Origin of the sequence: Sphaerisporangium sp. NPDC051011, assembly GCF_040653595.1 — a bacterium.
Lineage (GTDB): Bacteria > Actinomycetota > Actinomycetes > Streptosporangiales > Streptosporangiaceae > Sphaerisporangium.
In genome coordinates, this window is the sequence record NZ_JBFAGG010000004.1 from 394,562 (window position 1) to 416,819 (window position 22,258).

Sequence of the window (22,258 nt, forward strand, 5' to 3'; positions counted from 1 at the left end):
GGCCGGAATCCCGGAGAGCGCCGGGTGCTTCACGAACGATGCGTGTCGTGGTGCTTGACGCGATGCTTCATCGGTCGTTGGTTGAGCCAGCGGTCCGCCTCTCGGAGGGCCGCCTGGTAGGCCTCCTGATGGCTGTGGTGCCTGCGCAGGTGCCGCGCGCGGTAGAGGTCGTCGATGAAATGACCGTTGTGGCGGTGGCCGTGATGCCTGTGGTGGTTCCTGAAGCCGCCGCCTCCGCCGTGCTCGGGGGTGACCGAGACGTCGACGTACTCTTCCGGTCGTGGTTTGTGGAAATGCTCGTAGTGTTTTTGCGGTCGGTAGGCGATGTGGCGTATCGGGCGGTGCTTCCGGATTTCCTTTCTGGGCTTCTTCACGGCGGGAACCTCTTCCTCGCCCCCGCTCGGCCCTCCTCCGTCGGGTGTCGACCGGAACATGAGGCCGGTGTGGGCGCCGTTCGTGTCGGCGTGGGCGTTGGCCTGCGCGGGAAGCGCCGGCGCCATCAGCACCCCGGCGGTGACGGCCGCGCCGATGTAAGCGAGCAGGGATCGGTCGTTGATCGTTCGCGTCAGAGACTTCCTGCCTCTAGGTGGATGACTCACCTAAATACCCCCAGTTAGTAAATGCAGAGAATCGAGCGCTGAATCACCATAATGGTGACGCATGGGTGACCTACCCCGTATTGCGGTGGCAACACAGATGATTAATCAGGCAAGTGTGTCGACTGCCGGTTAATGCCGCAAATGGGATACGCCTCCGACGGGCCACTTGTGCGGTATATCGGATAAAGCGTTTTATGTCCGGGAGTCGCCGTGCCGCCTCTGGCCCGTTGGGGGAGAGGGAGGGCGAACGCCCGGCCGTCCGGCGCCGGACGGCGGTCCGCTGACGCGGCTCAGAGCGGGGGCAGCGTCTCGGTGTAGAGCCAGGAGGCGAAGAACGCGTCCAGGGGCTCGGGGGTGTAGCGGGCGGCCAGCTCGGTGAACATGCCGGTGGTCACGACGCCGTGCCGGTAGGCGTCGGTCCAGACGCGCAGCAGCGAGGTGAACGCCGGGCCGCCGAGCACCCGGCGCAGCGCGTGCAGGGTGAGCGCGCCACGCTTGTAGACGCGGTCGTCGAACAGCCGCCTGGCCCCCGGGTCGGCGAGGACGAAGCCGCCGGGGCGGGCGGCGAGCCGGGCGTGCCAGCGCCGCGCGTGCGCCTCGGCGGGCTCGCCGCCCGAGGCCTCCGACCACAGCCACTCCGCGTACGTCGCGAAGCCCTCGTGCAGCCAGATGTCGCGCCAGTGGCGCAGCGTCAGGCTGTTGCCGAACCACTGATGGGCGAGCTCGTGCGCGACCAGCCGCTCGCAGCCGCGCCGTCCGTCCATGTGGTTGGCCCCGAAGATCGACATGGCCTGGGCCTCGACGGGGATCTCCAGCTCGTCCTCGGTGACGACCACGGTGTACGACGCGAACGGGTACGGCCCGAACAGCTCGCCGAACACCCGCATCATCGCGTCCTGGCGGCCGAGGTCGTGCCGCGCCCGGGAGAGCAGCGCGGCGGGAGCGGCCAGCCGCTGCGGCACCTCCCCGGGCAGGCCGGTGAGCTGGTAGCGGCCGATCTGCACGCTCGCCAGGTAGGCGGCCGTCGGCTCCGCCTGGTGGTACACCCAGGTCGTCCGCGAGCCGCCGCGCCGCGTCGACACCGGCGTGCCGTTGCAGACGACTGTGTACGGCGAGGCCGTCGTCACCGCGATGTCGTAGCTCGCCTTGTCGGAGGGCCGGTCGTTGCACGGGAACCACGACGACGCGCCGATCGGCTGGCTCGCGACGATCACCCCGTCGTCGAGCAGGTCCCAGCCGAGCCCGCCCCAGTGGCTGGGCACGGGCCGGGGGTTGCCCGCGTACCGGACCTCGACCGTGAACGTCCTGCCCTCCGGCAGCCAGCGGGGCGGCGTGACGCGCAGCTTCTCGCCGCGGTGGACGAACCGGGCGCGCTCGCCGTCGACGAGCACCTGGCCGACGCGGAACGGGCCGAGGTCGAGCACCACCCGGTCGAGGGGCTCGGCCGCGACCGCGGTCAGCCGGGCGGTGCCGCTCAGCCGGTTCGGCCCGAGGCGGTGCTCGAGCGCCAGGTCGTAGTGCCGGACGTGGTAGCCAGGATCGCCGCGCTCGGGGAAGTAGCGGGTGGCCGCTGCCACTGTCCTCCCCTCGATGCCGGTCACGCGGCGCTGTGCCAGGCCGCGACCGGGTTGCCGTACCAGCGGGTCCGCGCGGGCAGCGACTCGCCGCGCATCACCAGGGACGCGGGGCCGATCGTGGTGTTGCTCCCGACCGTGGCCGCGGGCAGCACCACCCCGTGCGGGCCCAGCGTGGAGCCCTCCGCCAGCTCGACTGTATCGATGCTCATGACGCGGTCGTGGAACAGGTGGGTCTGGAGTACGCAGCCCCGGTTCACCGAGGTCCCGTCGCCCAGGCTGACCAGGTCGATCTCGGGCAGCCAGTACGTCTCGCACCACACGCCGCGGCCGACCCGGGCGCCGAGCGCGCGCAGCCACGCGTTGAACGGCGCGGTGCCGAGCCACGGTGTCGCGAACCACGGCGCGGCCAGCACCTCGACGAAGTTGTCCGCCAGTTCGTTGCGCCACACGAACGAGCTCCACAGCGGCCGGTCGCCCGGGCTGATCCGGCCCAGAAGCGCCCACTTGGCCGCGACCGCGACGGCGCCCGCCACGACCCCGGCCCCCGCCAGCACGAACCCACCGAGTAGCGCGGCGACCGCGAAGCCGGCCGTCGCCGCCAGCCACAGGAACGCCGCCAGGACCGCGACGCCGAGCGCGACCGTCGCCATCGCCGGGACCGCCCGGCACAGCTCCACCAGCGCGCGGGCCACCCGCAGCCGGGCCGGCGGGTCGTAGGTGCGGCTCGTGTCCGCCCGCTGCGCGGTCCTGCGCAGCTTCACCGGGGGCATCCCCAGGTACGACGAACCCGCCTTGGCCTTCTTCGGCGCGGCCGACAGCACCCCGACGAGGCCGTCCTTGGGCACCTTGCGTCCCGGCGCGGTCATGCCCGAGTTGCCGACGAACGCCCGCTTGCCGATGCGCACGTGGTCGACGCGCATCCACCCGCCCGCCAGCTCGTACGGCGCGATCATGGTGTCGTCGGCCAGGAACGCGCCGTCGCCGACCGCGGTCATCTTCGGCAGCGCCAGCACCGTGGACAGCTCGGTCCGGCGTCCCACCCTCATGCCCAGCGCCCGCAGCCACAGCGGCGTGAACATGCTCGCGTACAACGGGAACAGCCACACCCGCGCCATCGCCATCAGCCGCTCGGTGGCCCACGCCTGCCAGGCCGTGCGGCTGTGCACGGGGTGGTCGCCCGCGCGCAGGCCGATGCCGAGCAGCCGGACGAGCACCAGCAGGAGCAGCGCCATGGCCGCCATCGACACGACGGTGGCGACCGGAACGGCGAGCAGGGCCGGGCCGAGCGCCGCGACCGGACCGGGGGAGTCCTGGACGGCGGCGCCGAGCACGGCCAGCCCCGGGACCGCGGCGACCGGCGGCACCAGGCCGAGCAGCGACGCCGACACGCCGTAGATCGCGGTCCAGCGGCGCAGGCGCGGTGGACGGGCCGTGCGCGGGGCGGCCTTGCCCTGCCGCGTCGCGGGGGCGCCCGCCCAGCGCTCCCCGGCCGGGACGGGCCCGCTCACCGACGAGCCGGGGGCGATGTGGGCGTTCTTGCCGATCCTGGTCCCCGGCAGCAGCGTGGAGCGGGCGCCGACCCCGGCCCCCGCGCCGACCCGGATCTCGCCGACGTGCAGCACGTCCCCGTCCAGCCAGTGGCCGGTCAGGTCGACCTCGGGTTCGATCGCCGCGCCCCTGCCGAGGCGCAGCATGCCGGTGACCGGGGGAAGCGTGTGCAGGTCGGCGTCCTGGCCGACCTGCGCGCCGAGCGCCCGCGCGTAGTAGGCGATCCACGGCGCCGAGGAGATCCCCGCGACGCCGAGCATCTCGGTGAGCTTCTCGGTGAACCAGATGCGCAGGTGGACGGCCCCGCCGCGCGGGTAGTGGCCGGGCCGCAGGCCGCGCAGCAGCAGCCGGGCGGTCGCCGCGGCCAGGCCGAGGCGTCCGAACGGCGTCATGAACAGCAGGACCCCGGCGAGCACCCACCACCACGAGATCGCCGGCGTCCAGGGCGAGTCGAGCAGGTTGCCGGCCGCGGCCGCGCCGATCAGCCACGGCATCGCGCGGACCGTCAGCAGCGGCAGCGTCAGCGCCGTCTGGGTCAGCGACGCGCGCAGCGGCACCGGCGCCACCGTGCGGCCGTCGTCCGCGTTCTCGTGGTCGTGGGCCGCTGCCAGCTCGTCCAGCCGGGCGGCCAGGCCCCGCAGCGTCGGACGGTCGTACAGGTCCGCGACCGCGACGGACGGGTGGCGGGCGCGCAGCGCGGACACCAGGCGGGCCGCCGCCAGGCTGGTGCCCCCGGCGGTGAAGAAGTCGGCCCCCGGTCCGGTGACCCGATCGCCGAGCACCTCCTGCCACCGCTCGGCCAGCCACCGCTCCGTCTCGGTCATCTCGCCCGGGTCGCCGGTGGACGTGCCCGCGTCCAGGGCCGCGACCGGCCAGGGCAGCGCGGCCCTGTCGATCTTCCCCGAGGTCCGCGTGGGCAGGGCGTCCACGACGGCCAGGCGCGGCACGAGCGCCGCGGGCAGCGCGCCCGCCAGCCGCTCACGTGCCGCCGCCGCGTCGAACGCGCCCGGGTCACCGGGCACGACGTACCCGACCAGGAGCCGGTGGCCGCCCGCCGTGGCGCGGACGGCGGCCGCCGCGCCGGCGACGCCGGGCAGGGCGCTCAGCGCGGCGTCGATCTCGCCGAGCTCGACGCGGCGCCCGCCCAGCTTGACCTGGTCGTCGGCGCGCCCCACGAAGATCAGCCCTTCGGGGTCGGCGACGACCAGGTCGCCGCTGCGGTAGGCCCGCTGCCAGCCGAGGGACGGCAGCGGCGCGTACTTCTCGGCGTCCCTGACCGGGTCGAGGTAGCGTGCCAGGCCGACGCCGCCGATGACCAGCTCGCCCGTCTCACCGGAGGCGACGGGCCGGCCGTCCGGGCCGACCACCGCGAGGTCCCAGCCGTGCAGCGGCAGGCCGATGCGCACCGGACCCGGCCCGCCCAGCGGCGCCGCGCAGGCGACGACGGTGGCCTCGGTCGGGCCGTAGGTGTTCCAGACCTCGCGCCCGGGGACGCTGAGGCGCTCGGCCAGTTCGGGTGGGCACGCCTCGCCGCCGAAGATGAGCAGCCGGACCTCGTCCAGGGTCTCCACCGGCCATAACGCCGCCAGCGTGGGGACCGTCGACACGATCGTGACGCCGCGTTCGACCAGCCAGGGGCCGAGGTCCATGCCCGTGCGCACCAGCGCGCGCGGCGCCGGGACCAGGCACGCGCCGTGCCGCCACGCCAGCCACATCTCCTCGCAGGAGGCGTCGAACGCGACCGAGAGCCCGGCCAGCACCCGGTCCCCGGGCCCGAGGGGAGCGTCCTGGAGGAACAACCGGGCCTCGGCGTCCACGAACGCGGCGGCGCTGCGATGGCTGACCGCGACCCCCTTGGGCTTCCCGGTGGACCCGGACGTGAAGATGACCCACGCGTCGTCCTCCGGCCGCGGCGCCCGCCCGGATCCCGCCGTGGACGGTCCGGCGGGCTCGCCGCCGCGGAACGTCAGCGCGCGGCCCTCGCCGATCACCAGGCGGACGCCCGCCTCGCCGAAGACCACCTCGGCGCGCTCGTCCGGGTCGTCGGCGTCCACCGGCACGTACGCCGCGCCCGCGGTGAGCACCGCGAGGATCGCGACGTACAGGTCGGCGGTTCCGGACGGGACGCGCACGCCCACCCGCGCGCCCGGCCCCGCCCCGGCGGAGCGGAGCCACCCGGCAAGGCTCTCGACCTGCTCACGGAGCTCGGCGTAGGAGAGCACCGCACGACCGTCGTCCAGGGCCGGCTCGCCGGGGTGCGCCCGGGTCGTCTCCTCCAGGACCTCCACGAGCGTGCGCGCGGGCGGCGTTTCCCCCTCGGACAGGTACACGGCCTCGGCGGGCGGAGGGAGGGCCTCGCCGGAAGGAATCAGGGCCTCATCGAGAGACGGGACGGCGTCAGGCAGCACGGATCCACCGTTCGGCGGCAAGAAATCACCCCAAGCGTCGACGACGCGACCCCCGGGTCACCGTGACCTGCGCGTTTCCCTTCGAAGACCGGGAACCTCGGACGCGCATCGGGGCCGCCGTGACGCTCCGCGCCACGCGTACATGAACATTTCCCGAACAATCATATATTTCGCTTTGCCGGTGATCGCCGGAGACCCCGCGAACGATAGCCTGAAGAGTCGTACCGGAAGCCCTGGCGCTCGCCGGGATCACCACCCTGACCCCCACTCGCTGGTCGCGGAGGGGCTATCGGTCCCTGTGGCAGGAACGCCTCGGCCAGGTCGCGCTGCCGGTCGGCCGTCGTGACAAAGGGTGGGCGGGGCTCGCTCTGCGTGATGGCCGCCCCGCGCCTACCCCTTGAGGCCGGACCGGGAGATGCCTTCGATGACCCAGCGCTGCGCCACCAGGTACAGCAGGATCACCGGCAGGCTCGCGATCACCGCGCCGGCCATGAGCAGGTCGTAGCGGATGCTGTTGGCGCTCTGGAAGTTGCCGAGGCCGGCGGGCAGCGTGAGCGAGTCCGGGTTGAGCAGCACGTAGATGGGCCACAGGAAGTCGTTCCAGTTGGTCAGGAACGACAGCAGGAACAGCGTGACCAGCGCGGGCCTGGCCAGCGGGAGCGCGATCGAGGTGAAGATCTGCCAGCGGTTGCACCCGTCCAGCTCGGCCGCCTCCTCCAGCTCGCCGGGCAGCGTGAGGAAGAACTGCCGCAGGAAGAACACCCCGAAGGCGCCCGCCGCCGCGGGCACGATGACCGCGGGCAGGCTGTCCACCCAGGACAGCTCGTTGACGATGAGGAAGTTCGGGATGAGCAGCACCACCGGGGGCACGAACAGCGTCGCGACGATCACCGTGAAGATCGCCGACCGGCCGCGGAAGCGCAGCCGCGCGAGCGCGTACGCGGCCGGGGCCGCGGTGAGCAGCACCAGGACGGCGTGACCGGTCGCCGCGATCAGGCTGTTGGCGAACCAGGTGAGGATCGGGCTGTCGGAGCCGCTCAGGATCTCCCGGTAGGCGCCGAGCGTGGCGGGGCTCGGGATCCACTGCGGCTCGGTCGACCCGGCGCCCTCGCGGGTCTTGAACGAGGTGAGCAGCATGTACACCAGCGGGCTGATGTAGAGCGCGGCGACGACGGCCAGCACCAGGTGGAGCAGTGCGCGCCGCACCCGCCGCGGGGCCGTGGACGTCATGGCTTCCTCCTGTCGCGGAAGGCGCCGAAGACCAGGGCCGAGGCGCACATCAGGAACCCGGCGAGGATGAAGCTCATCGCCGACGCGGTGCCCATGTCGAACCGCCGCAGGCCGGTCTCGGCGATGAGGTAGATCGCCGTCTTGGTCTCGTCCGCGGGCGCCCCTGCGGTGATCAGGTAGGACTGGCCGAACATGTTGGCCGAGGCGAGGATCGTGGCGTTGACCACGAAGACCATGACCGGCCGCAGCCCGGGGACGGTCACCGCGCGGAACCGGGACAGCGGGCCGGCGCCGTCCACCATGGCCGCCTCGTACAACTCGTGGGGGATGTCCTGCAGCCCGGCCAGGAAGATGACGGCGTTCAGGCCGAGGGTCCACCACACGGTGACGCCGACCAGCGCGATCCAGGCCGGCGGGGTGTCGGTGGTCCACTGGACGGACAGGCCCAGGTAGTGGTTGACCAGGCCGATGTTGCCGTCCAGCAGGTAGCGCCAGACGAAGCCGACCACGGCCACGCCCAGCACGTAGGGGGCGAAGTAGACGGCGCGGTAGAGGTTGCGGCCCCGGAACCGGCCGTTCATCAGCAGGGCCACCAGCAGCGGCAGCAGGATCAGCAGAGGCACGGAGAACACGGTGAAGATCCCGGTCGCCCGCATCGCCGACCAGAAGCGCGAGCCGTCCACGCTGGAGGGGTCGAACAGCTCGGCGTAGTTGTCCAGGCCCACGAACGGCTTGGCCGGCAGGCTGATGTCCCACTCATGGAGGCTGGTGTAGAACCCGAACCCGATCGGCAGCACCATGAACACGGCGAACAGCACCAGGTACGGGGCGAGGAAGGCGTACGGCGTCCACCAGCGCATGCGGCGGGCGCGGCTCGCGGGGGCGGCGGGCGCCCCCGCGAGCCGCTCCGTGCGGGTGAGCACGCTCACTGCGTGTACTTCCTCTTGTTCTCGGCCAGGAGCTTGTCGGCCGTCGCCACGCCCTCCTTCAGCGCGTCCGCCGGGGATGCCTGCTTGAGCACCGCCTTGGCCACGGCCAGCTCCAGGGCCTTGGACTGCACGTCGCCGACGCCGGGCAGCGCGGGCAGGAAGTGGAAGACGCCCGGGTCGGCGGCCAGCTTGATCTGCGGCAGGTCGGCGATCGACGGGTCCTGGCGGACCGAGTTGCGGGCGGGGATCATCCCGGCCTTGGCCCACTCGGTGGACTGGCGGCTGATGTGGTCGATGAAGAACTTCGCCGCCTGCACCTTGTCGGCGTCCTTGGCCGCCTGGGCGGTCATGACGAAGTTGTGCGAGGAGCTCCACACCGCCGGGCTGGAGCCGATGGCCGGCACCGGGGACAGGCCCCACTTCAGGCTCGGGGCGTTGGCCTTCAGGTCGTTGATCTGCCAGATGCCGTCCCAGGTGAAGCTCACCTTGTCGTTCTTGAACGCGGCGTACTGGCTGTCGATGGCGACCTTGTCCGGGCTGTAGCCCTTGTCGATCTGCTCGATCATCCAGGCCAGCGCCTGCTCGCCCTCGGCCCCGCCCCACAGGGTCTTGGTGCCGTCCTGGCTGTACAGCTCGCCGCCGTTCTGCCACAGCAGCGACATGAACATCAGATGGGCGGGCCACTTGTTCGGCATCCAGAACGGCTGGGCGACCCCGGCCTTGGCCAGTTCGGCGAGGGCGCCCTCGTAGCCCGCCTTGTCGCTGGGCGCGTCCGTCAGGCCGATCTTCTCCAGGTGCGCCATGTTCCAGTAGTCGCCGAGGCAGTGGATGTCCAGTGGGACGGCGTAGCGCTTGCCGTCGTAGACGCCCGCGTTCCAGATGGCGGGGATGAAGTCGGCGTCGCTGAGCTTGAGCGCGGCGACGACGTCGTCCAGCGGGGTGAGCACCGAGCGGGCGGCGAAGGTGCCGATCCAGTCGATATGGATGACCGCCACGTCCGGCCCCTTGCCGGCGGCGATGGCCGTGGGCAGCGCCGGGTAGAGGTCCTCCCAGCGGCGGGTGACGTTGCGGACCTCGATCCGGCCGGCGTACTCCTTGTTGAAGGCGTCCAGCATGGCCCGGAAGTGCGGGCCGTCGCCTCCGGTGAAGCCGTTCCAGAACTCCAGGGTGACCTTGGGCCCGTTGTACTCGCCGCCGGAGAAAGTGGGGGCGGCCGAGGCCGGCGAGCCGGCGTCCGGCGCGCCGATCTTGGTGCCGCCGCCGCAGGCGGCCAGGGTCGCGGACAGCCCGACGGCCCCGGACATGCCGAGGAAGGAACGGCGGGACAGGGGACGGGTCATAGTGCACTCCTGGCGGTGAGGGGAGCGAAGCGGACAATAGTCCAAGAAACCGGCGGAAGCGTGAGGGTGGCGCGGCGGCCGTCGAGGGCGAGGCCCGTGCCCTTGCCCAGGTTGAGTGCCATGATCGGCTGGACGCCGGCCTTGACCGCCCAGGCCATGAACTCGTTGAGCCCGAATCTGTTGTCCTCCAGACTCCGCCAGGCGAGGTCGAGGCGCGCGGGCCGGTCCTCGACCGGGCCGACGCCGTCCTCCCATCGGTAGTTGGAGACGAAGTTGCCCCCCGGGTAGCGCACCAGGGTCACGCCGAGCTCGCGGGTCAGCTCCAGCACATCGGTGCGGAAGCCGTCCGCGTCGGCGCGTGGGTGGCCCGGCTCGAAGACGCCGGTGTAGACACAACGGCCCATGTGCTCGACGAACGAGCCGAACAGCCGTGGTTCCACGGGTCCGATCCGGAAGGAGGGGTCCAGGGTGATATGAGCAGCCGGTGCCAAGGCGCGACCTCCCTGTGTCGTCGCACGGTTCGGTGGTATGTGTTTGTACAACGTTGTTCCAACGTAGTAAACAGGGGCTGATCTGGTCGATACCGTGCCGTTACGTTCCGCGGCGCCGGTACGGTCGTAGCCCGAGACCGGCTTCGTGACAGGAGGGGGCGCCCACAATGTCGGCGCCGCCCGGGACGTCACCGAGCACCTCATCGGCCTCGGCCGCACCCGCGTCGCTGAGCCCGCTCGCATGATGTGACATATCGCGACGGCCGCGGCAGGACTCCGCTGCCGCGGCCGTCCGGCACGCGCCGCGCGGGCGGCCACCGCAGGGTACGGGTCGGGCGCGGCCCCCGTTTGCGGGATACTTGCCCCTGTCATGGGGGATGCGACGAGCGGGCGGCCGGCACGGCCGACAGGACCGGCACGGCGGACGGATCGCGCACGGCGCGCGCTCGACCTGAACGCGCCCGCGGTCGGCGACAGGTTCCGGCTGTTCAACTTCACGCAGCGCGACGACTACATCGTCTACCTGTGGGTGCTGCGGGCGATGGACCGGCTGCGGGCGGTCCACCGGGTCCGGGTCGACACCGACGACGTGGCGGCGGCCCTGGCCGAGCTCGCGCCGGCCCACGACGACGTACCCGAGCCCGGCGCGTCCCTGCGCGACCGGCTGGACTCGCTGGCCGCCGACCGCATCATCCACCGGCTGGAGGACGCCTCTCGGGCCGGGTCCCTGGCGCGCTACCGCAACCGGCAGTCCGTCTACCAGTTCAGTGAGCTCGGCTACCGGGCGTTCCTCGCCGTCGAGGACGTGCTCGCCGCGCGGGTCGAGGACGCGAACCTGTCCCGGCTGGTGTTCTCCGACATCCTGGACGACCTGCGGTCGCTCGCCGAGGCGAACCGCGCCGGCGACGAGCGGCAGGTCTACCGGCGGCTCTCCCGGCTGGACCAGGTCATGGAGGACATGGTGCGCCGGTCCGCCCACTTCCACGTCACCCTCGGCGAGATCGTCACCTCGACGGAGGCCTCGCCGGAGCTGTTCCTGCGCTACAAGAACGCCCTGCTCACGCACATGAGCGACTTCATGGCCGAGCTCGACCGCTACCTGCCCCGGCTCGACCGGGCCGTGCGCGACGTCGAGGCGAGCGGCGTCGCCACGATGCCGGCCCGGGCGGCCGCCGCCGACGACCGCCCGTTCCTGGGCGGAGCCGAGCGCGTCGAGGACTGGCGCCGCCGGTGGGAGACGCTGCGCGCGTGGTTCACCGCGACGCCCGACGCCGAGTCCGGCGCCGCCGACCTGCGCCGAGCCACCCGCTCGGCCGTCTCGGGCGTGATCGCCCTGCTGCGGCAGCTCACCGAGGCACGGCGCGGCGGCGTGAACCGTGTCTCCGAGCTGCGGCACCTCGCCGAGTGGACGTTCAACACCCCCGACGAGGACGCCGCCCACGCGCTGATGGCCGCGGCGTTCAACGTCGGATCGGCACGGCATCTGGGCGGCGCCCACGACGACGCCGAGCAGATCTCGCCCCGGGCCACATGGTGGGAGGCGCCCGGCATCGAGGTCGCGCTCACGCAGTTCCGCACCGGGCGGCAGGCGGGCCCGGGGCTGCCCCAGCCCGTCCGGGTGGACACGCGGATGCGGGCGGATCTGCGGCGGCTGCAGGTCGCGGCCCGGGCGGCCGAGCGCGCCGCCGCCGACAGCCTCGCGCACGGCGGCGCCCACGACAGGGCCCTGGACGAGGCCGAGACCCGGGTGCTGCTCACGCTGCTCACCCGCGCGCTGGAGGCCAGGACGGTCGTCTCCGGGCGGCTCGGCTCCGGGGCGGGAAGCGAGGGCACCGTCGTCATGCGGCTGGTCCCGGATCCGAAGGGCAGCGCGGTCCGCACCCCGCACGGCGTCCTGCACCTGCCGGGGTTCTCGCTGCGCCTGGTCCCGCGCGCCGGGGGCTCCGATGGCTGAGCCGCGCGCGGCCGCGGACGTCGCCCCCGGCGACCTCGGCACCTACCAGGACGCCGTCCGGCTCGTGCTCACCAGCGACCTGATCACGGCCGTCCACCCCCGGCCGGGGATGCTGGACCGGGTGCTGCCCTGGGCCGACCAGCTCACCCGCGACTTCCGCGACCTGTTCGGCTACACGCTCATCGCGACGACCCGCCAGGTGCGGCTGATCCGCCGGCTGGACGCCCTGGACCCCTCACGCGGCAAGATCTTCACCAGCAGGGCGGGCAGGCCGTTCGACCGCAGGCGGCTGGCCTACCTGTGCCTGATCCTCGGTTCCTTCCAGCGGTCGCGCGTCGAGATCAGCCTGGCCGACCTGGTCCGCCTGTTCGCGCCGGTCGCCAACTCGATCGCGGGCCTCGGCTTCGACCCGGTGGTCCCCGGCCACAAGGGCGCGGTGGTGGACGTCGTCGGCTGGCTGGTCGAGCGCGGGGCGCTGACCCTGTCGGACGGCTCGGCCGAGGCGTGGGCCCGCGACGAGGGCGGCGACGCCCTCTACGACGTCGACCACGACGTGTGCGCGGCCCTGTTCAGGCCGCCGCGGCCCGTGCAGCACCTGACCAGCGCCGCGGGCCTGCTCGACGGCCTCGGCGGCTCGCCCGAGGCCCGGGTGCGCAGGCTGCTGCTGGAGCGCCCGGTGGTCTACTACGCAGACCTGGACGCCGAGGCCGCCGCCGTGCTGCGCCGCGACGACGTCACCGACAACCTCGCCCGGCTCACCGGCCTCGTCGTGGAACGCCGGGCCGAGGGCGTCCTGCTGGCCGACCCGGGCGGGCGTTTCACCGACAAGCCGTTCCCCGGCAGGGGCGGGGTCGTCAACCGGGCGGCCGGACTCCTGCTGGCCAGGATCGCCGACCTCCTGGAGGAGGACGCCCTGGCGTGGGCCGAGCCGCCGGTCGAGTCCGAGGTGCAGGCGGACCTGCTCGCGCGCGTGGACGCCGCGCTTCCCGAGGCCGGGGTCGTCCGCGACCTCGCGTGGTCGCCGCCCGAACGCGTCCCCGCCCCGCCGTCCCGCCCCGAGCCGCTGGCGTTCCTGGAACGGCACCGGCTGGAGGAGCTGATCCAGGAGCTGTACGAGAAGTTCGGCGCGGCGTCCTTCACCGGCGCCTGGCAGCAGGACCCGTACGGCCTGCTCGACGCCGCGCTCGTCCTGCTCGCCGACCTCCGCCTGATCCGCCCGGTGCCCGGCGGCGCCCACGTTCTGCCGGCCGCCGTCCGCTACCGCAACATCACCCTCGCGATCCCGTCCCCGGCCAAGGGCCAGCTCGACATCTTCGAAGCAGGCGCCTCGGACTGACCGGCGGAAGAAACGGTGAAGCGGATGCCGCCCGGGCGGGTCAGGCCGTGGGGATCATTCGTCTCAGGCGCCGGGCAGGCCGGCGTTGATCCGTTGCACGCAGGCGCGGACGGCGGCCAGCAGGGCGTGGCGCTCGGCCTGCGGGACGCCTTCGAGCATGCGATCCTCGATCTCGTCGGCGATCTGATCGCACGTGGCCGTGACCTTCAGCCCCTCGGGGGTGAGCCGGGTTTCGAGCACGCGCTGGTTGTCGTCGGACGGCGTGCGCGAGACGAGGCCTGCGTCGAGGAGCGAGGCGAGGACCTGGCTCATGGCCTGGGGGGTGACGTACGCGCGGCGGGCGAGCTGGGCGTTGCTGAGGCCGCTGCGCGCGCGGAGCACCGTCAGCGTCGCGTACTGGTGGGGGGACAGTCCGAGCGGTTTCAGCCCCTGCTCGAGCTCCCGCTGGATGCCGCGATCGAGGCGGCCGATCGCGTACAGTAACCGCAGTTGCTGTGGGGAGATGGCATCGTCCATCTTCCTCTCCGAAGTCTTCGACACGTAGGGAAGGTACAACGGCGGGACGCGCTGCTCGTCGCACGCCCCGCCGCCGTTTCATCGTGCCGCCGCCACGGTGATCCGCTTCGGGATCACGCCGAAGCGGTGGAAGAGGTCGGCCGCGTGTTGCTGCTCGGCCAGGAAGTCCTCGTCCACGGCGTGCACGCCCCAGTGCCGCGTGGCCAGGGCGGCGCGCCAGGTCTCCGGGCTGCCGCCGCGGCTGCTGCGCGAGAGCAGGGAGGCGACCTCGTCCGGGTGTGCGGCGGCCCACGCCTCGGTGGCGGTGACGGCCTCGACGAAGGCCTGGGCTTCGGTGGGATGCTCGCGTACCCAGCCGCCGCGGCCGAAGAACACCGAGCGGTTGCGCACCAGGTCGTGTGTCGGCGCGACGACGCGTACGTCGGTGAGCCGGCGCAGGCCGCTGTAGGCCGGGTCGACCACGAGCCAGGCGTCGGTCCCGGCGGCCAGGAAGTCCTCGCCGCGGGCGGTCGCCGGGACGTCCACGATCGTCACGTCGTCCCAGGCTAGGCCCGCCCGGTCGACCGCCACGGCCAGCGCGTGCGTCTGCCAGGACCCCACGGTGAAGGCGATGCTCCGTCCCCGCAGGCCGGCCAGATCGCGGATCGGCGAGTCCGCCGGCACGACGATGCCTCCCGGGTCCGGGTGGGGTGCGGAAGCGGCCAGGTAGACGACGTCCAGGTCCTGCGCCTGGGCCACGATCGGTGGCGTGGACCCGGTCGCGCCCACGTCGATCGTCTCCTCGACGAGGAGCGTGGTGGTGCGGCGCCCGTCGTCGTAGCGGACGAACCGGACCTCCCCGCTCGTGCGGCGCAGCGGTTCCTGCAGTGCCTCCACGTGGCTCAGGATCCAGGTGGCCAGGTTGTTGGGGTGGGTACCGATGGTGATGCTCATGAGATGACCTCCGTCGTCTCGGGGGAGAGGTAGGCGTCCGATGCGGCGAGCGGACCCGGATCGATCCACTCGCCGATCTCAAAGTCGCGGGGGATCACGCCGTGGCGCAGCAGGAAGCGCTTCTGGTCGTCGAGATGATCGATCCATTCGGGCACGAGCTCGGGTTCGAGGCGGTGGTGCAGCGCGCCGCCGTAGGCGCGGGCGACGCCGGCGAGGGTGGAGCCGGTCTCGGCGGCGACGATCCGCGCGGTGTCGTGTGGATGGGTGGCGGCCCATCGCGCCGCCTGGCGCAGCGCCCCGATGTAGCGGGCGACGACGTCGGGACGGCGGGCCAGGAGGTCCTCGCTGACCGTCAGCGTCCGCGGGGTGCCGTTGTTGACCTGCAGCCGCGGATCGTCCGTATCGGTGAGGTCGTGGAGGCACACGAGGCCGTCGCGGGCGATCACATCGGCCCCGGGGGCGCCTTTCACGTACGCGACGTCGCCGAGGCCCGCGTGCAGTGCGGTGACGGTGGCGCGGTAGAAGCCGTCGGCGCCGACATCCCGGGTCCCCGGCAGCGGGGCGGGGGCGTCGACGAGCCGCACGTCGTCCAGCGACAGGCCCGCGTGCCGCAGGGCGGCCTCGAACCCGCGCAGGGCCATGGCCCGGAAGAAGTCCACGCGTTCACCGCCGTGCGTGGGCAGGATCAGGCGCCGCCCTCTCAGGTCGTCGAGGCCGGTGACGCCGGTGCCAGGGCGGGTGACGATCGCCTGCAGCTCGGGGACCCAGGTCAGGCCGACGAGGCGGGTGCGTTCCCCGCGCGAGCGTGCCCACAACGCCGGCACGTTGCCGCCCTCGCGGAACAGGGCCGGGAGCCGGTGGTCGAAGTGCGCCTCGTCCAAGCCCGCCTGTTGTATCGGGGCCACGGCGAGCCCGGCGGCCGACAGCGAGGCGGCCAGGCGGCCGGTGTCCAGCGCGATCCCGGAGGCGGTCGGCACGGGGCAGCGCGTGTACCAGATCGTGGTGGTCTCATCGGTCATCTCGGCTCCCTGCCGGGGTCTGGGGGCGGGCCAGGCGGCCCAGGAAGGCTCGGGTACGCGTGTGGCGGGGGTTCGTAAGGACGGACTGCGGGGGGCCGAGTTCGAGGATGCGGCCCTGGTCGACGAACGCGACCCGGTCGGCGACATCTCGGGCGAAGGCCAGTTCGTGGGTCACGACGAGCATCGTCATGCCACGGCCCGCGAGGGTCTGGATCGTGTTCAGGACCTCGGCGACCAGTTCCGGGTCCAGGGCGCTGGTCGGCTCGTCGAACAGCATGACCTTCGGCCGCATCGCCAGCGCCCGCGCGATCGCGACCCGCTGCTGCTGGCCGCCGGAAAGCTGGCGCGGGTAGCTGTCCTCCCTGCCCGCGAGGCCGACCTGGGCCAGCAGCTCTCGGGCCTCCCGGGCCGCCTCGGCCCGGGACAGGCCGCGTACGGAGGTCGGCGCCTCCACCACGTTCTCCAGGGCCGTGAGGTTGGTGAAGAGGTTGAAGCTCTGGAACACCATGCCGATGCCCGCGCGCTGGCGGCGGATGCGCCGCTCGGGAAGGGCACGCAATCGGCGGCCGGGGCCGGCGGGGTGGTGGCCGATCAGCTCGCCGTCCACCTCGACGAATCCTGCGTCGGGCACTTCGAGGTGGTCGACGCAGCGCAGCAGTGTGCTCTTGCCCGACCCCGATGCCCCGATGAGGCAGACCACCTCGCCGCGCGCGACCTCCAGATCCACTCCGCGCAGCACGGGTGTGCCGGCATAGCTCTTGTGCAGGTCGACCAGGCGGATCATGGGATGCTCGCTCATCGGCTCCTCCACGCGGTCCGCGCCCCACGCCCGAGCGTGCGCAGCCGCCGCCACGGCGACGGGGACGGCTCGCGCCGCGCCCCCCGCGCGAAGTGACGCTCCACGTGGTACTGCGCGGCCGACAGCAGTGAGGTCACGATGAGGTACCACGCGGTGGCCACCGTGAGCAGCGGCACGATGGCGTAGGTGCGGTTGTAGATGAACTGCACGGAATAGAGCAGGTCGTTCACCGCGATCACGCTCACCATCGAGGTGCCTTTGAGCGTGCCGATGAGCAGGTTGCCGGTCGCTGGGACGATGCCGCGCATCGCCTGCGGCAGCACGACCCGGCGGAAGATTCGTGATCGGCTCAGTCCGAGCGCCGTGCCGGCCTCGACCTGGCCCGGATCGACGGCGAGGATGCCGCCGCGGATGATCTCGCCGGCGTGCGCGGCCTCGTGCAGCGTGAGCCCGAGCCCGGCCGCGGTCGTGGCGCTGATCAGGTCGTTGGCGCTGCCCGAGATCAGCGTCGGCCCGCCGGGGATCCCGAGGGACAGGGTGGGATACAGGTAGCCGATGTTGAACCAGAACAGGAGTTGCACCAGGACGGGCACCGACCGGAAGAACCAGACGTACGCCACGCCGATCATCCGCAGGACGGGGTTGGCCGACAGCCGCATGGCGGCCACGCCGATGCCCGCGAGGAACCCCAGCGTCGTCACGAGCAGGGTGAGCCATACGGTCAGCCACAGCCCTTCCAGTACCGGTGTGGCCAGGAGGTACTGCGCGACGACGTCCCACTGCATGGCGCGGTTGTGCGCCAGGGAGTAGCCGCCCGCTCCGACGATCGCCAGGGCGAGCGCACCGGCGGCCCACCGCCAGGGGTGGGCCCTGCCCGCCGGTATGGGGGTGTCCGGACGGGGCACTCCGGGCGCGAGACCGGTCCCGGGAGCGGACCCGGCCAGTCCGGCGCGGGTCCGCGGTCTGGGCCGGGCCTGTTCGGGCACGGTCTCGGGCACGGTCTCCGGCATGGTCTCCGGCACTGCGGCCGCGGGTTCGAGCGGGATGTCGCGGGCGCTCATCGCGGTGTCTCCTGCGACGAGGCGTGGCGCGACGCCTCCGGTTCCCCCGCGGGCGTCGCGGAGGTGATGTGCCGGGCGTTCGCCGGGTTCTCCGGCGCGCCGACGATGAGGCAGGTCACCCTGGCCGTGCACACCTGTTCGCCGGCGTCGTCGGTGATGACCACGTCGTAGCTCGCCACCCGCCGCCCCAGGCGGATGGCGGTGGCCAGCGCGGTGACGCTCCCGGAGCGGACCGCGCGATGGTGACTGGCGTTGAGCTCCAGCCCGACGGCGCTCGCGCCGAGCGCGGCGGCGTGCAGGTTCGCGGCCAGTGACGCGGTGCTCTCGGCGAGCATGCACGAGGCGCCTCCGGCGAGCAGCCCGCTGGGCTGCCGGTTGCCGCGCACGGGCATTCGAGCGGTAACGCGGGAGGGTGTGGCGGACAGCACCTCGATGCCGAGCCTGTCGCGCAGCAGCGGTTCGCCGAGCGCGGGAGGCGTGCTCACTGCGCGCTCACCGCCTTCTCCAGGGCCAGGCTCCGCACCGTCTCGGCCGCGAAGGTGAGCTCGCCGTCGGTGGTGAAGGGGCCGCAGGACAGGCGTACGGCGCCGATCTCGGGGATGCCCCGCGTGGCGATCCGGCGGGCGCCCAGCGCGGCGGCGACGGCGAGCGGGTCGGCGCCGGGCAGCCGGAAGGCCACCAGGCCGGCGTGCCGGGCCGGTGTCAGCACCGGCACGCCGGGGATGGCGGCCAACTGGGCGCGCGCCAGTTCGGCGCCCCGCCGCACGGCCTCGACGAGGCGTTCGTGGCCGTGCTCCACGCGCCACCGCACGGCGGCGCGCAGCCCGGCCCAGAGCATCGCCGACTTCGTGACCGGCTCGAAGGCGGAGGCGGGACGGCGGTCCGCCGCACGGGTGACGACCAGGGCTCCGGTGCCTTCGGGACCCAGGAGCCACTTCTGCCCGGGGAAGGCGTAGAAGTCGGCGCCCAGGGCGTGGACGTCGACGTCCAGCGCGCCGGCCGCCTGAGCGCCGTCGACCAGCACCAGCGCTCCTCGCGCCCGCGCCGCCGCCGCGATGCGCCCGATCGGCAGCACAACTCCGGCCCCGTAAGTGACGTGGGAGACGACGACGAGCCGGGCTCCCCGGGTCGCGGTGACCAGGGCCTCCGCGATCTCCTCCGGGGTCTGGCCGGCCGTCCCGGCCACCACGAGATCCAGGTCGTACCGGCGCGCGGTGGCGCGTGCGGCCTCCAGGACGTCCGGGTGCTCCAGAGGGGACGTCACGAGCCGGTCGCCGCGCGACCACGGCATCGCGGCCAGGACGCGTTCGATGCCGTCGGTCGTGCCGCCGGTCAGGGCGACCTCCCTGGCGTCGGCGCGCACGAGGCCGGCCAGCAGGGCGCGCGCCTCCTCGAATCCCTCGGCGATCCGGGCGAACCGCCGGGCGGAGGCGCGCCCTCTGTCCAGGTCGGCGTCGAGAGCGTCGAGCATCGCGTCACGCACGGCGCGGGGCAGCGGCCCGGCGGTCCCGGTGTTGAGGTAGACGAACCTGGCAAGCGCGGGTATGCCGGCCCGCAGCGCGGTCACGTCGAGCGGGGTGACGTCAGCCATCATGGCCGCCCCCGCGGGGCGTGATCGGCGCGGATCGGTTGGACGCGCGCAGGATCTCGTCGGCGGCCTCGACGGCGCCGGTGAAGGTCACCGGAGAGCCCCAGGTGCGTAGCCGGCGCAGCCACGCGTGCGTGGCCGCCAGGGCTTCGGGCCGGTGCGCGGCGATCTTCCGGGCGAGGTCGACGGCGGTCGCGCGTTCCTGCCCCGCGGGCACCAGGCGCGCGGCCAGGCCGGCCGTGACGGCCTCCTCGGCCGACAGCCATCGCGAGGTGAGCAGCATGTCGGCGGCGAGTTGCGGCCCGACCCGTGAGTGCGCCAGCCAGGCGCCCAGGATGCCGGGCAGCCCGGCGCTGAGCTCGGGCAGGCCGAGGCGCGCCCCCGGCCCGACGAGCAGCAGGTCACAGTGCAGCGCGAGCTGCAGCGACGCGCCGGCGGCGATCCCGTGGACGGCCGCGATCGTCGGCAGGGGGTAGTCGCTCAGCGACCGCTGCAGCCCGATCATGAGCTGCTGCTGCTCATCGCGTTCGGCGGGGGTCTGCTCGGCCAGCTCGCGTACGTCGATGCCGGCGCCGAAGGCCCGCTCGCCCGCCCCGGTCAGGACGACCGCGCGGGTGGTGCCATCGGCGGAGAGCCGCCTCAGGGCTTCGGCGAGTTCTCGGGCGAGGGCCCGGGAGATGGCGTTCAGCCGGTCGGGCCGGGCCATCTCCAGTACGGTCACGCCTTCTTCCAGAGTCTCCGATCGCAGGATGGGGGCCTCGGCCGCACTCATGCGGACTCCTCGCCTTGGGCGACGAGGATCGCCGTGGTGTGCTCGCCGATGCGCGGGACCCGGCGGGTGAGCGTGGTGTCGTCCCATCCGGAGAAGCGCAGCGGGGACCGGATCAGGCGGATCGGACTGCCGTCGACGTCTTCGGCGTCCAGGACGGCCCCCCGCCCACCGTCGCCGGCCACCTCCGCGTAGGTGCGGATCCGGCCGGCGGTCAGGCCCGCGGCGGTGAACAGGCCGAGCCAGTGCTCGACCGGGTGCTCCAGCAGCACTTCTTCGATCGCGGCGGTCAGCGCCTCCCGGTGGGTGACGCGGGCGTCCACCGTGACGAAGCGCGGGTCCCGCCGCCACTGCGGGCGTCCCAGCAGATCGCACAGCCTCGCCCAGTGCTCCGGCAGGTGGGCGGACAGCACGAGCGAGCCGTCCGCGGCCCGGAAGACGTCGGCGGGCGCCGCGTACGGCGCGCGGTTGCCGGCCCGCTCGGGCTCCACCCCGGATTCCAGGTACTCGGCCAGCGGCTGGGCCTGCAGATGCAGCCCGACATCCAGCATCGACACGGTCACCTCACCCGGGTCGGTCCCGCGCTCGCGGCCCAGCAGAGCGCCGACGACTCCCAGGGCGAGCACGTACGCCGAGGCCGCGTCGATGATGGGCACCCCGACCTTGGTCGGGGACCCGTCCGGCTCGCCGGTGACGGACATGAGCCCGGATTCGGCCTGGAGCACGATGTCGACCCCGCCACGGTCGCGCCCCGGCCCGGACTCGCCGAAGGCCGACAGCCGCGCCACCACGAGCCGGGGATTGCGGGCGCGTAGCTCCCGCGCCCCCAGCCCCAGCCGTTCCATGACGCCCGGGCGGAAGGAGGAGATCACCGCGTCCGCGCGATCGCACAGGCGCAGGGCCGCCGACCGGCCTTCAGGATCCTTGAGGTCCAGGGCGACGGAGCGTTTGTGCACGTTGTACGCGGCGAAGGAGGGCGCGGTCAGGCTGGGAGCGACCCGCCGGGAGCGGGCACCGCGCATCGGGTCGCCCGTGGCGTCCTCGACCTTGATCACGTCCGCTCCCATCGCGGCGAGCAGGTCGCCCGCGCACGGGCCGGCGATCAATCGGGTGAAGTCGACGATCACGCACCCTGACAGGGGACCGGAGGGGGCGCTCAACCCCCGAACCCCGTTCCGAGATGGCCGATGTTGACCCCGGGCTCGAGTTCGTTGCCCGACAGGCCCCAGTGCGCGAACGCCTTGTCGTAGTAGCCGTCCGCGTGCAGCTTGCGCAGGGCGCCGAGGACCGCGTCGCGCAGGCCGTCCGCGCCCTTGGGAACGGTCCAGCCGAGGACGAGCGTGCCGGCCTCGGGGAGTTGGACGGCGTCGACGGGCTTGCCCTGCGACTGGTCCCACACCACGTTGAAGTCGCTGCCCACGTACGTGTCGATCCGGCCCGAGACCAGCGCGAGCTGCATCGACGGGATGTCCTCGAAACTCGACAGGACCGGGTCGGCCTTGCCGCCCTTCCGGCAGACGCCCTGCAGGATCGCCAGCACCGAGAACGAGCCCTTGACCTCGCCGAACCTCTTGCCGCACACGTCGGCGGCCGAGGCGATGGCGGCGGGGTTGCCCCTCTTGACCATCAGCACGTTGCGCGACAGCAGCGTGTCGATGAAGTCGTACTTCGTCTGCCGCTCCTTGGTGTCGCCGTTGGTCGAGGTGGTCAGGTCGATCCGCTTGGAGTCGAGGGCGAGCAACTGGGCCGCCGTGCTCGGATAGTTCTGCGACTCGAACCTCACGCCGAGAAGCTGCTCGACGGCGTTGACGAGGTCGGCGTTGAGCCCTTTGACCTCATTGGAGTTCTCGCCCGGGAAGTTGATCGGAGGGAGGCCGACACTAGTGGCGGTCCGCACCACACCGGAGTCGAGCACGCTCTTCGGCAGCTTGGCGCGCAGGTCGTCAGCGGGTGTGTAGTGGGGGGTGAGTTGCGCCTGAGTGGCCAGGCTCGTCGTCTGGCTCGACGGGGTGGCCGCCTTTCCGGCACCGGTCTGACCGGCGTTCACCGAGGTCTCACTTGACCCGCAGGCGGTCAGGCCGGCGAGTCCGAAGGAGACGAGCCCGATGATCAGACGGCGGCGGACGCGCGGCGTCACTGACATGGAGGAGCGCACAGCGAT

Annotated in this window: 18 protein-coding genes and 1 pseudogene; 2 read left to right on the forward strand and 17 right to left on the reverse strand. The window is 72.9% G+C overall.

Features of this window, described 5'->3' with window-relative positions; genetic code table 11:
• Nucleotides 1–29: 29 nt before the first annotated feature.
• From AB0H21_RS11970 to AB0H21_RS12000, 7 genes and pseudogenes are all read right to left on the reverse strand, one after another.
• Entirely contained in the window at nucleotides 30–500 is a 471-nt protein-coding gene (locus tag AB0H21_RS11970) for a hypothetical protein (RefSeq protein WP_358514926.1), read from the reverse strand.
• 389 nt (nucleotides 501–889) lie between these two features.
• Entirely contained in the window at nucleotides 890–2,176 is a 1,287-nt protein-coding gene (locus tag AB0H21_RS11975; RefSeq protein ID WP_358514929.1) for a M1 family metallopeptidase, read from the reverse strand.
• Between the two features lie 20 nt (nucleotides 2,177–2,196).
• Nucleotides 2,197–6,132 (reverse strand): Pls/PosA family non-ribosomal peptide synthetase, encoded by a 3,936-nt coding sequence (locus tag AB0H21_RS11980; RefSeq protein ID WP_358514932.1) that lies wholly within the window; start codon nucleotides 6,130–6,132, stop codon nucleotides 2,197–2,199.
• A gap of 390 nt (nucleotides 6,133–6,522) precedes the next feature.
• Entirely contained in the window at nucleotides 6,523–7,362 is an 840-nt protein-coding gene (locus AB0H21_RS11985; RefSeq protein WP_358514935.1) for a carbohydrate ABC transporter permease, read from the reverse strand.
• Entirely contained in the window at nucleotides 7,359–8,291 is a 933-nt protein-coding gene (locus AB0H21_RS11990; protein WP_358514938.1) for a sugar ABC transporter permease, read from the reverse strand. The genes AB0H21_RS11985 and AB0H21_RS11990 overlap by 4 nt, the downstream gene beginning before the upstream one ends.
• Nucleotides 8,288–9,631, reverse strand: coding sequence for an extracellular solute-binding protein (locus AB0H21_RS11995; protein WP_358514941.1), 1,344 nt, complete (start codon nucleotides 9,629–9,631; stop codon nucleotides 8,288–8,290). The genes AB0H21_RS11990 and AB0H21_RS11995 overlap by 4 nt, the downstream gene beginning before the upstream one ends.
• An 80-nt stretch (nucleotides 9,632–9,711) precedes the next feature.
• Nucleotides 9,712–10,122 (reverse strand): annotated as a pseudogene (locus AB0H21_RS12000) (alpha-L-arabinofuranosidase); the annotation flags it as partial.
• Nucleotides 10,123–10,492: 370 nt separating this feature from the next.
• Between AB0H21_RS12000 and AB0H21_RS12005 the strand changes: the two are divergent.
• Complete coding sequence (locus tag AB0H21_RS12005) at nucleotides 10,493–12,076, forward strand: TIGR02677 family protein (protein ID WP_358514944.1); 1,584 nt, start codon at nucleotides 10,493–10,495, stop codon at nucleotides 12,074–12,076.
• Nucleotides 12,069–13,412, forward strand: a complete 1,344-nt coding sequence (locus AB0H21_RS12010; RefSeq protein WP_358514946.1) for a DUF2398 family protein — start codon at nucleotides 12,069–12,071, stop codon at nucleotides 13,410–13,412. Before AB0H21_RS12005 ends, AB0H21_RS12010 begins: the two co-directional genes overlap by 8 nt.
• 63 nt (nucleotides 13,413–13,475) lie before the next feature.
• Here AB0H21_RS12010 and AB0H21_RS12015 read toward each other — a convergent pair whose 3' ends face one another.
• The 10 genes from AB0H21_RS12015 to AB0H21_RS12060 form a co-directional block, all read right to left on the reverse strand.
• A complete protein-coding gene (locus tag AB0H21_RS12015) occupies nucleotides 13,476–13,928 on the reverse strand; it encodes a MarR family transcriptional regulator (protein ID WP_358514948.1) in 453 nt (150 codons plus the stop codon).
• A gap of 78 nt (nucleotides 13,929–14,006) precedes the next feature.
• Nucleotides 14,007–14,861 carry an ABC transporter substrate-binding protein gene (locus tag AB0H21_RS12020; protein WP_358514951.1) on the reverse strand — a complete coding sequence of 285 codons (855 nt, stop codon included), beginning with the start codon at nucleotides 14,859–14,861 and terminating at the stop codon, nucleotides 14,007–14,009.
• Nucleotides 14,858–15,880, reverse strand: coding sequence for an ABC transporter substrate-binding protein (locus AB0H21_RS12025; RefSeq protein WP_358514954.1), 1,023 nt, complete (start codon nucleotides 15,878–15,880; stop codon nucleotides 14,858–14,860). Before AB0H21_RS12025 ends, AB0H21_RS12020 begins: the two co-directional genes overlap by 4 nt.
• Nucleotides 15,870–16,679 (reverse strand): amino acid ABC transporter ATP-binding protein, encoded by an 810-nt coding sequence (locus AB0H21_RS12030; RefSeq protein WP_358514957.1) that lies wholly within the window; start codon nucleotides 16,677–16,679, stop codon nucleotides 15,870–15,872. Before AB0H21_RS12030 ends, AB0H21_RS12025 begins: the two co-directional genes overlap by 11 nt.
• Nucleotides 16,676–17,740 (reverse strand): ABC transporter permease subunit, encoded by a 1,065-nt coding sequence (locus AB0H21_RS12035; RefSeq protein WP_358514959.1) that lies wholly within the window; start codon nucleotides 17,738–17,740, stop codon nucleotides 16,676–16,678. The genes AB0H21_RS12030 and AB0H21_RS12035 overlap by 4 nt, the downstream gene beginning before the upstream one ends.
• Complete coding sequence (locus tag AB0H21_RS12040) at nucleotides 17,737–18,225, reverse strand: PaaI family thioesterase (protein WP_358514962.1); 489 nt, start codon at nucleotides 18,223–18,225, stop codon at nucleotides 17,737–17,739. Before AB0H21_RS12040 ends, AB0H21_RS12035 begins: the two co-directional genes overlap by 4 nt.
• Complete coding sequence (locus AB0H21_RS12045; protein ID WP_358514965.1) at nucleotides 18,222–19,334, reverse strand: aminotransferase class V-fold PLP-dependent enzyme; 1,113 nt, start codon at nucleotides 19,332–19,334, stop codon at nucleotides 18,222–18,224. Before AB0H21_RS12045 ends, AB0H21_RS12040 begins: the two co-directional genes overlap by 4 nt.
• Complete coding sequence (locus tag AB0H21_RS12050) at nucleotides 19,324–20,100, reverse strand: enoyl-CoA hydratase/isomerase family protein (RefSeq protein WP_358514968.1); 777 nt, start codon at nucleotides 20,098–20,100, stop codon at nucleotides 19,324–19,326. Before AB0H21_RS12050 ends, AB0H21_RS12045 begins: the two co-directional genes overlap by 11 nt.
• A complete protein-coding gene (locus tag AB0H21_RS12055) occupies nucleotides 20,097–21,224 on the reverse strand; it encodes a CoA transferase (protein ID WP_358514971.1) in 1,128 nt (375 codons plus the stop codon). Before AB0H21_RS12055 ends, AB0H21_RS12050 begins: the two co-directional genes overlap by 4 nt.
• 29 nt (nucleotides 21,225–21,253) lie before the next feature.
• Nucleotides 21,254–22,252, reverse strand: a complete 999-nt coding sequence (locus tag AB0H21_RS12060; RefSeq protein ID WP_358514974.1) for a transporter substrate-binding domain-containing protein — start codon at nucleotides 22,250–22,252, stop codon at nucleotides 21,254–21,256.
• Between the last annotated feature and the right edge of the window lie 6 nt (nucleotides 22,253–22,258).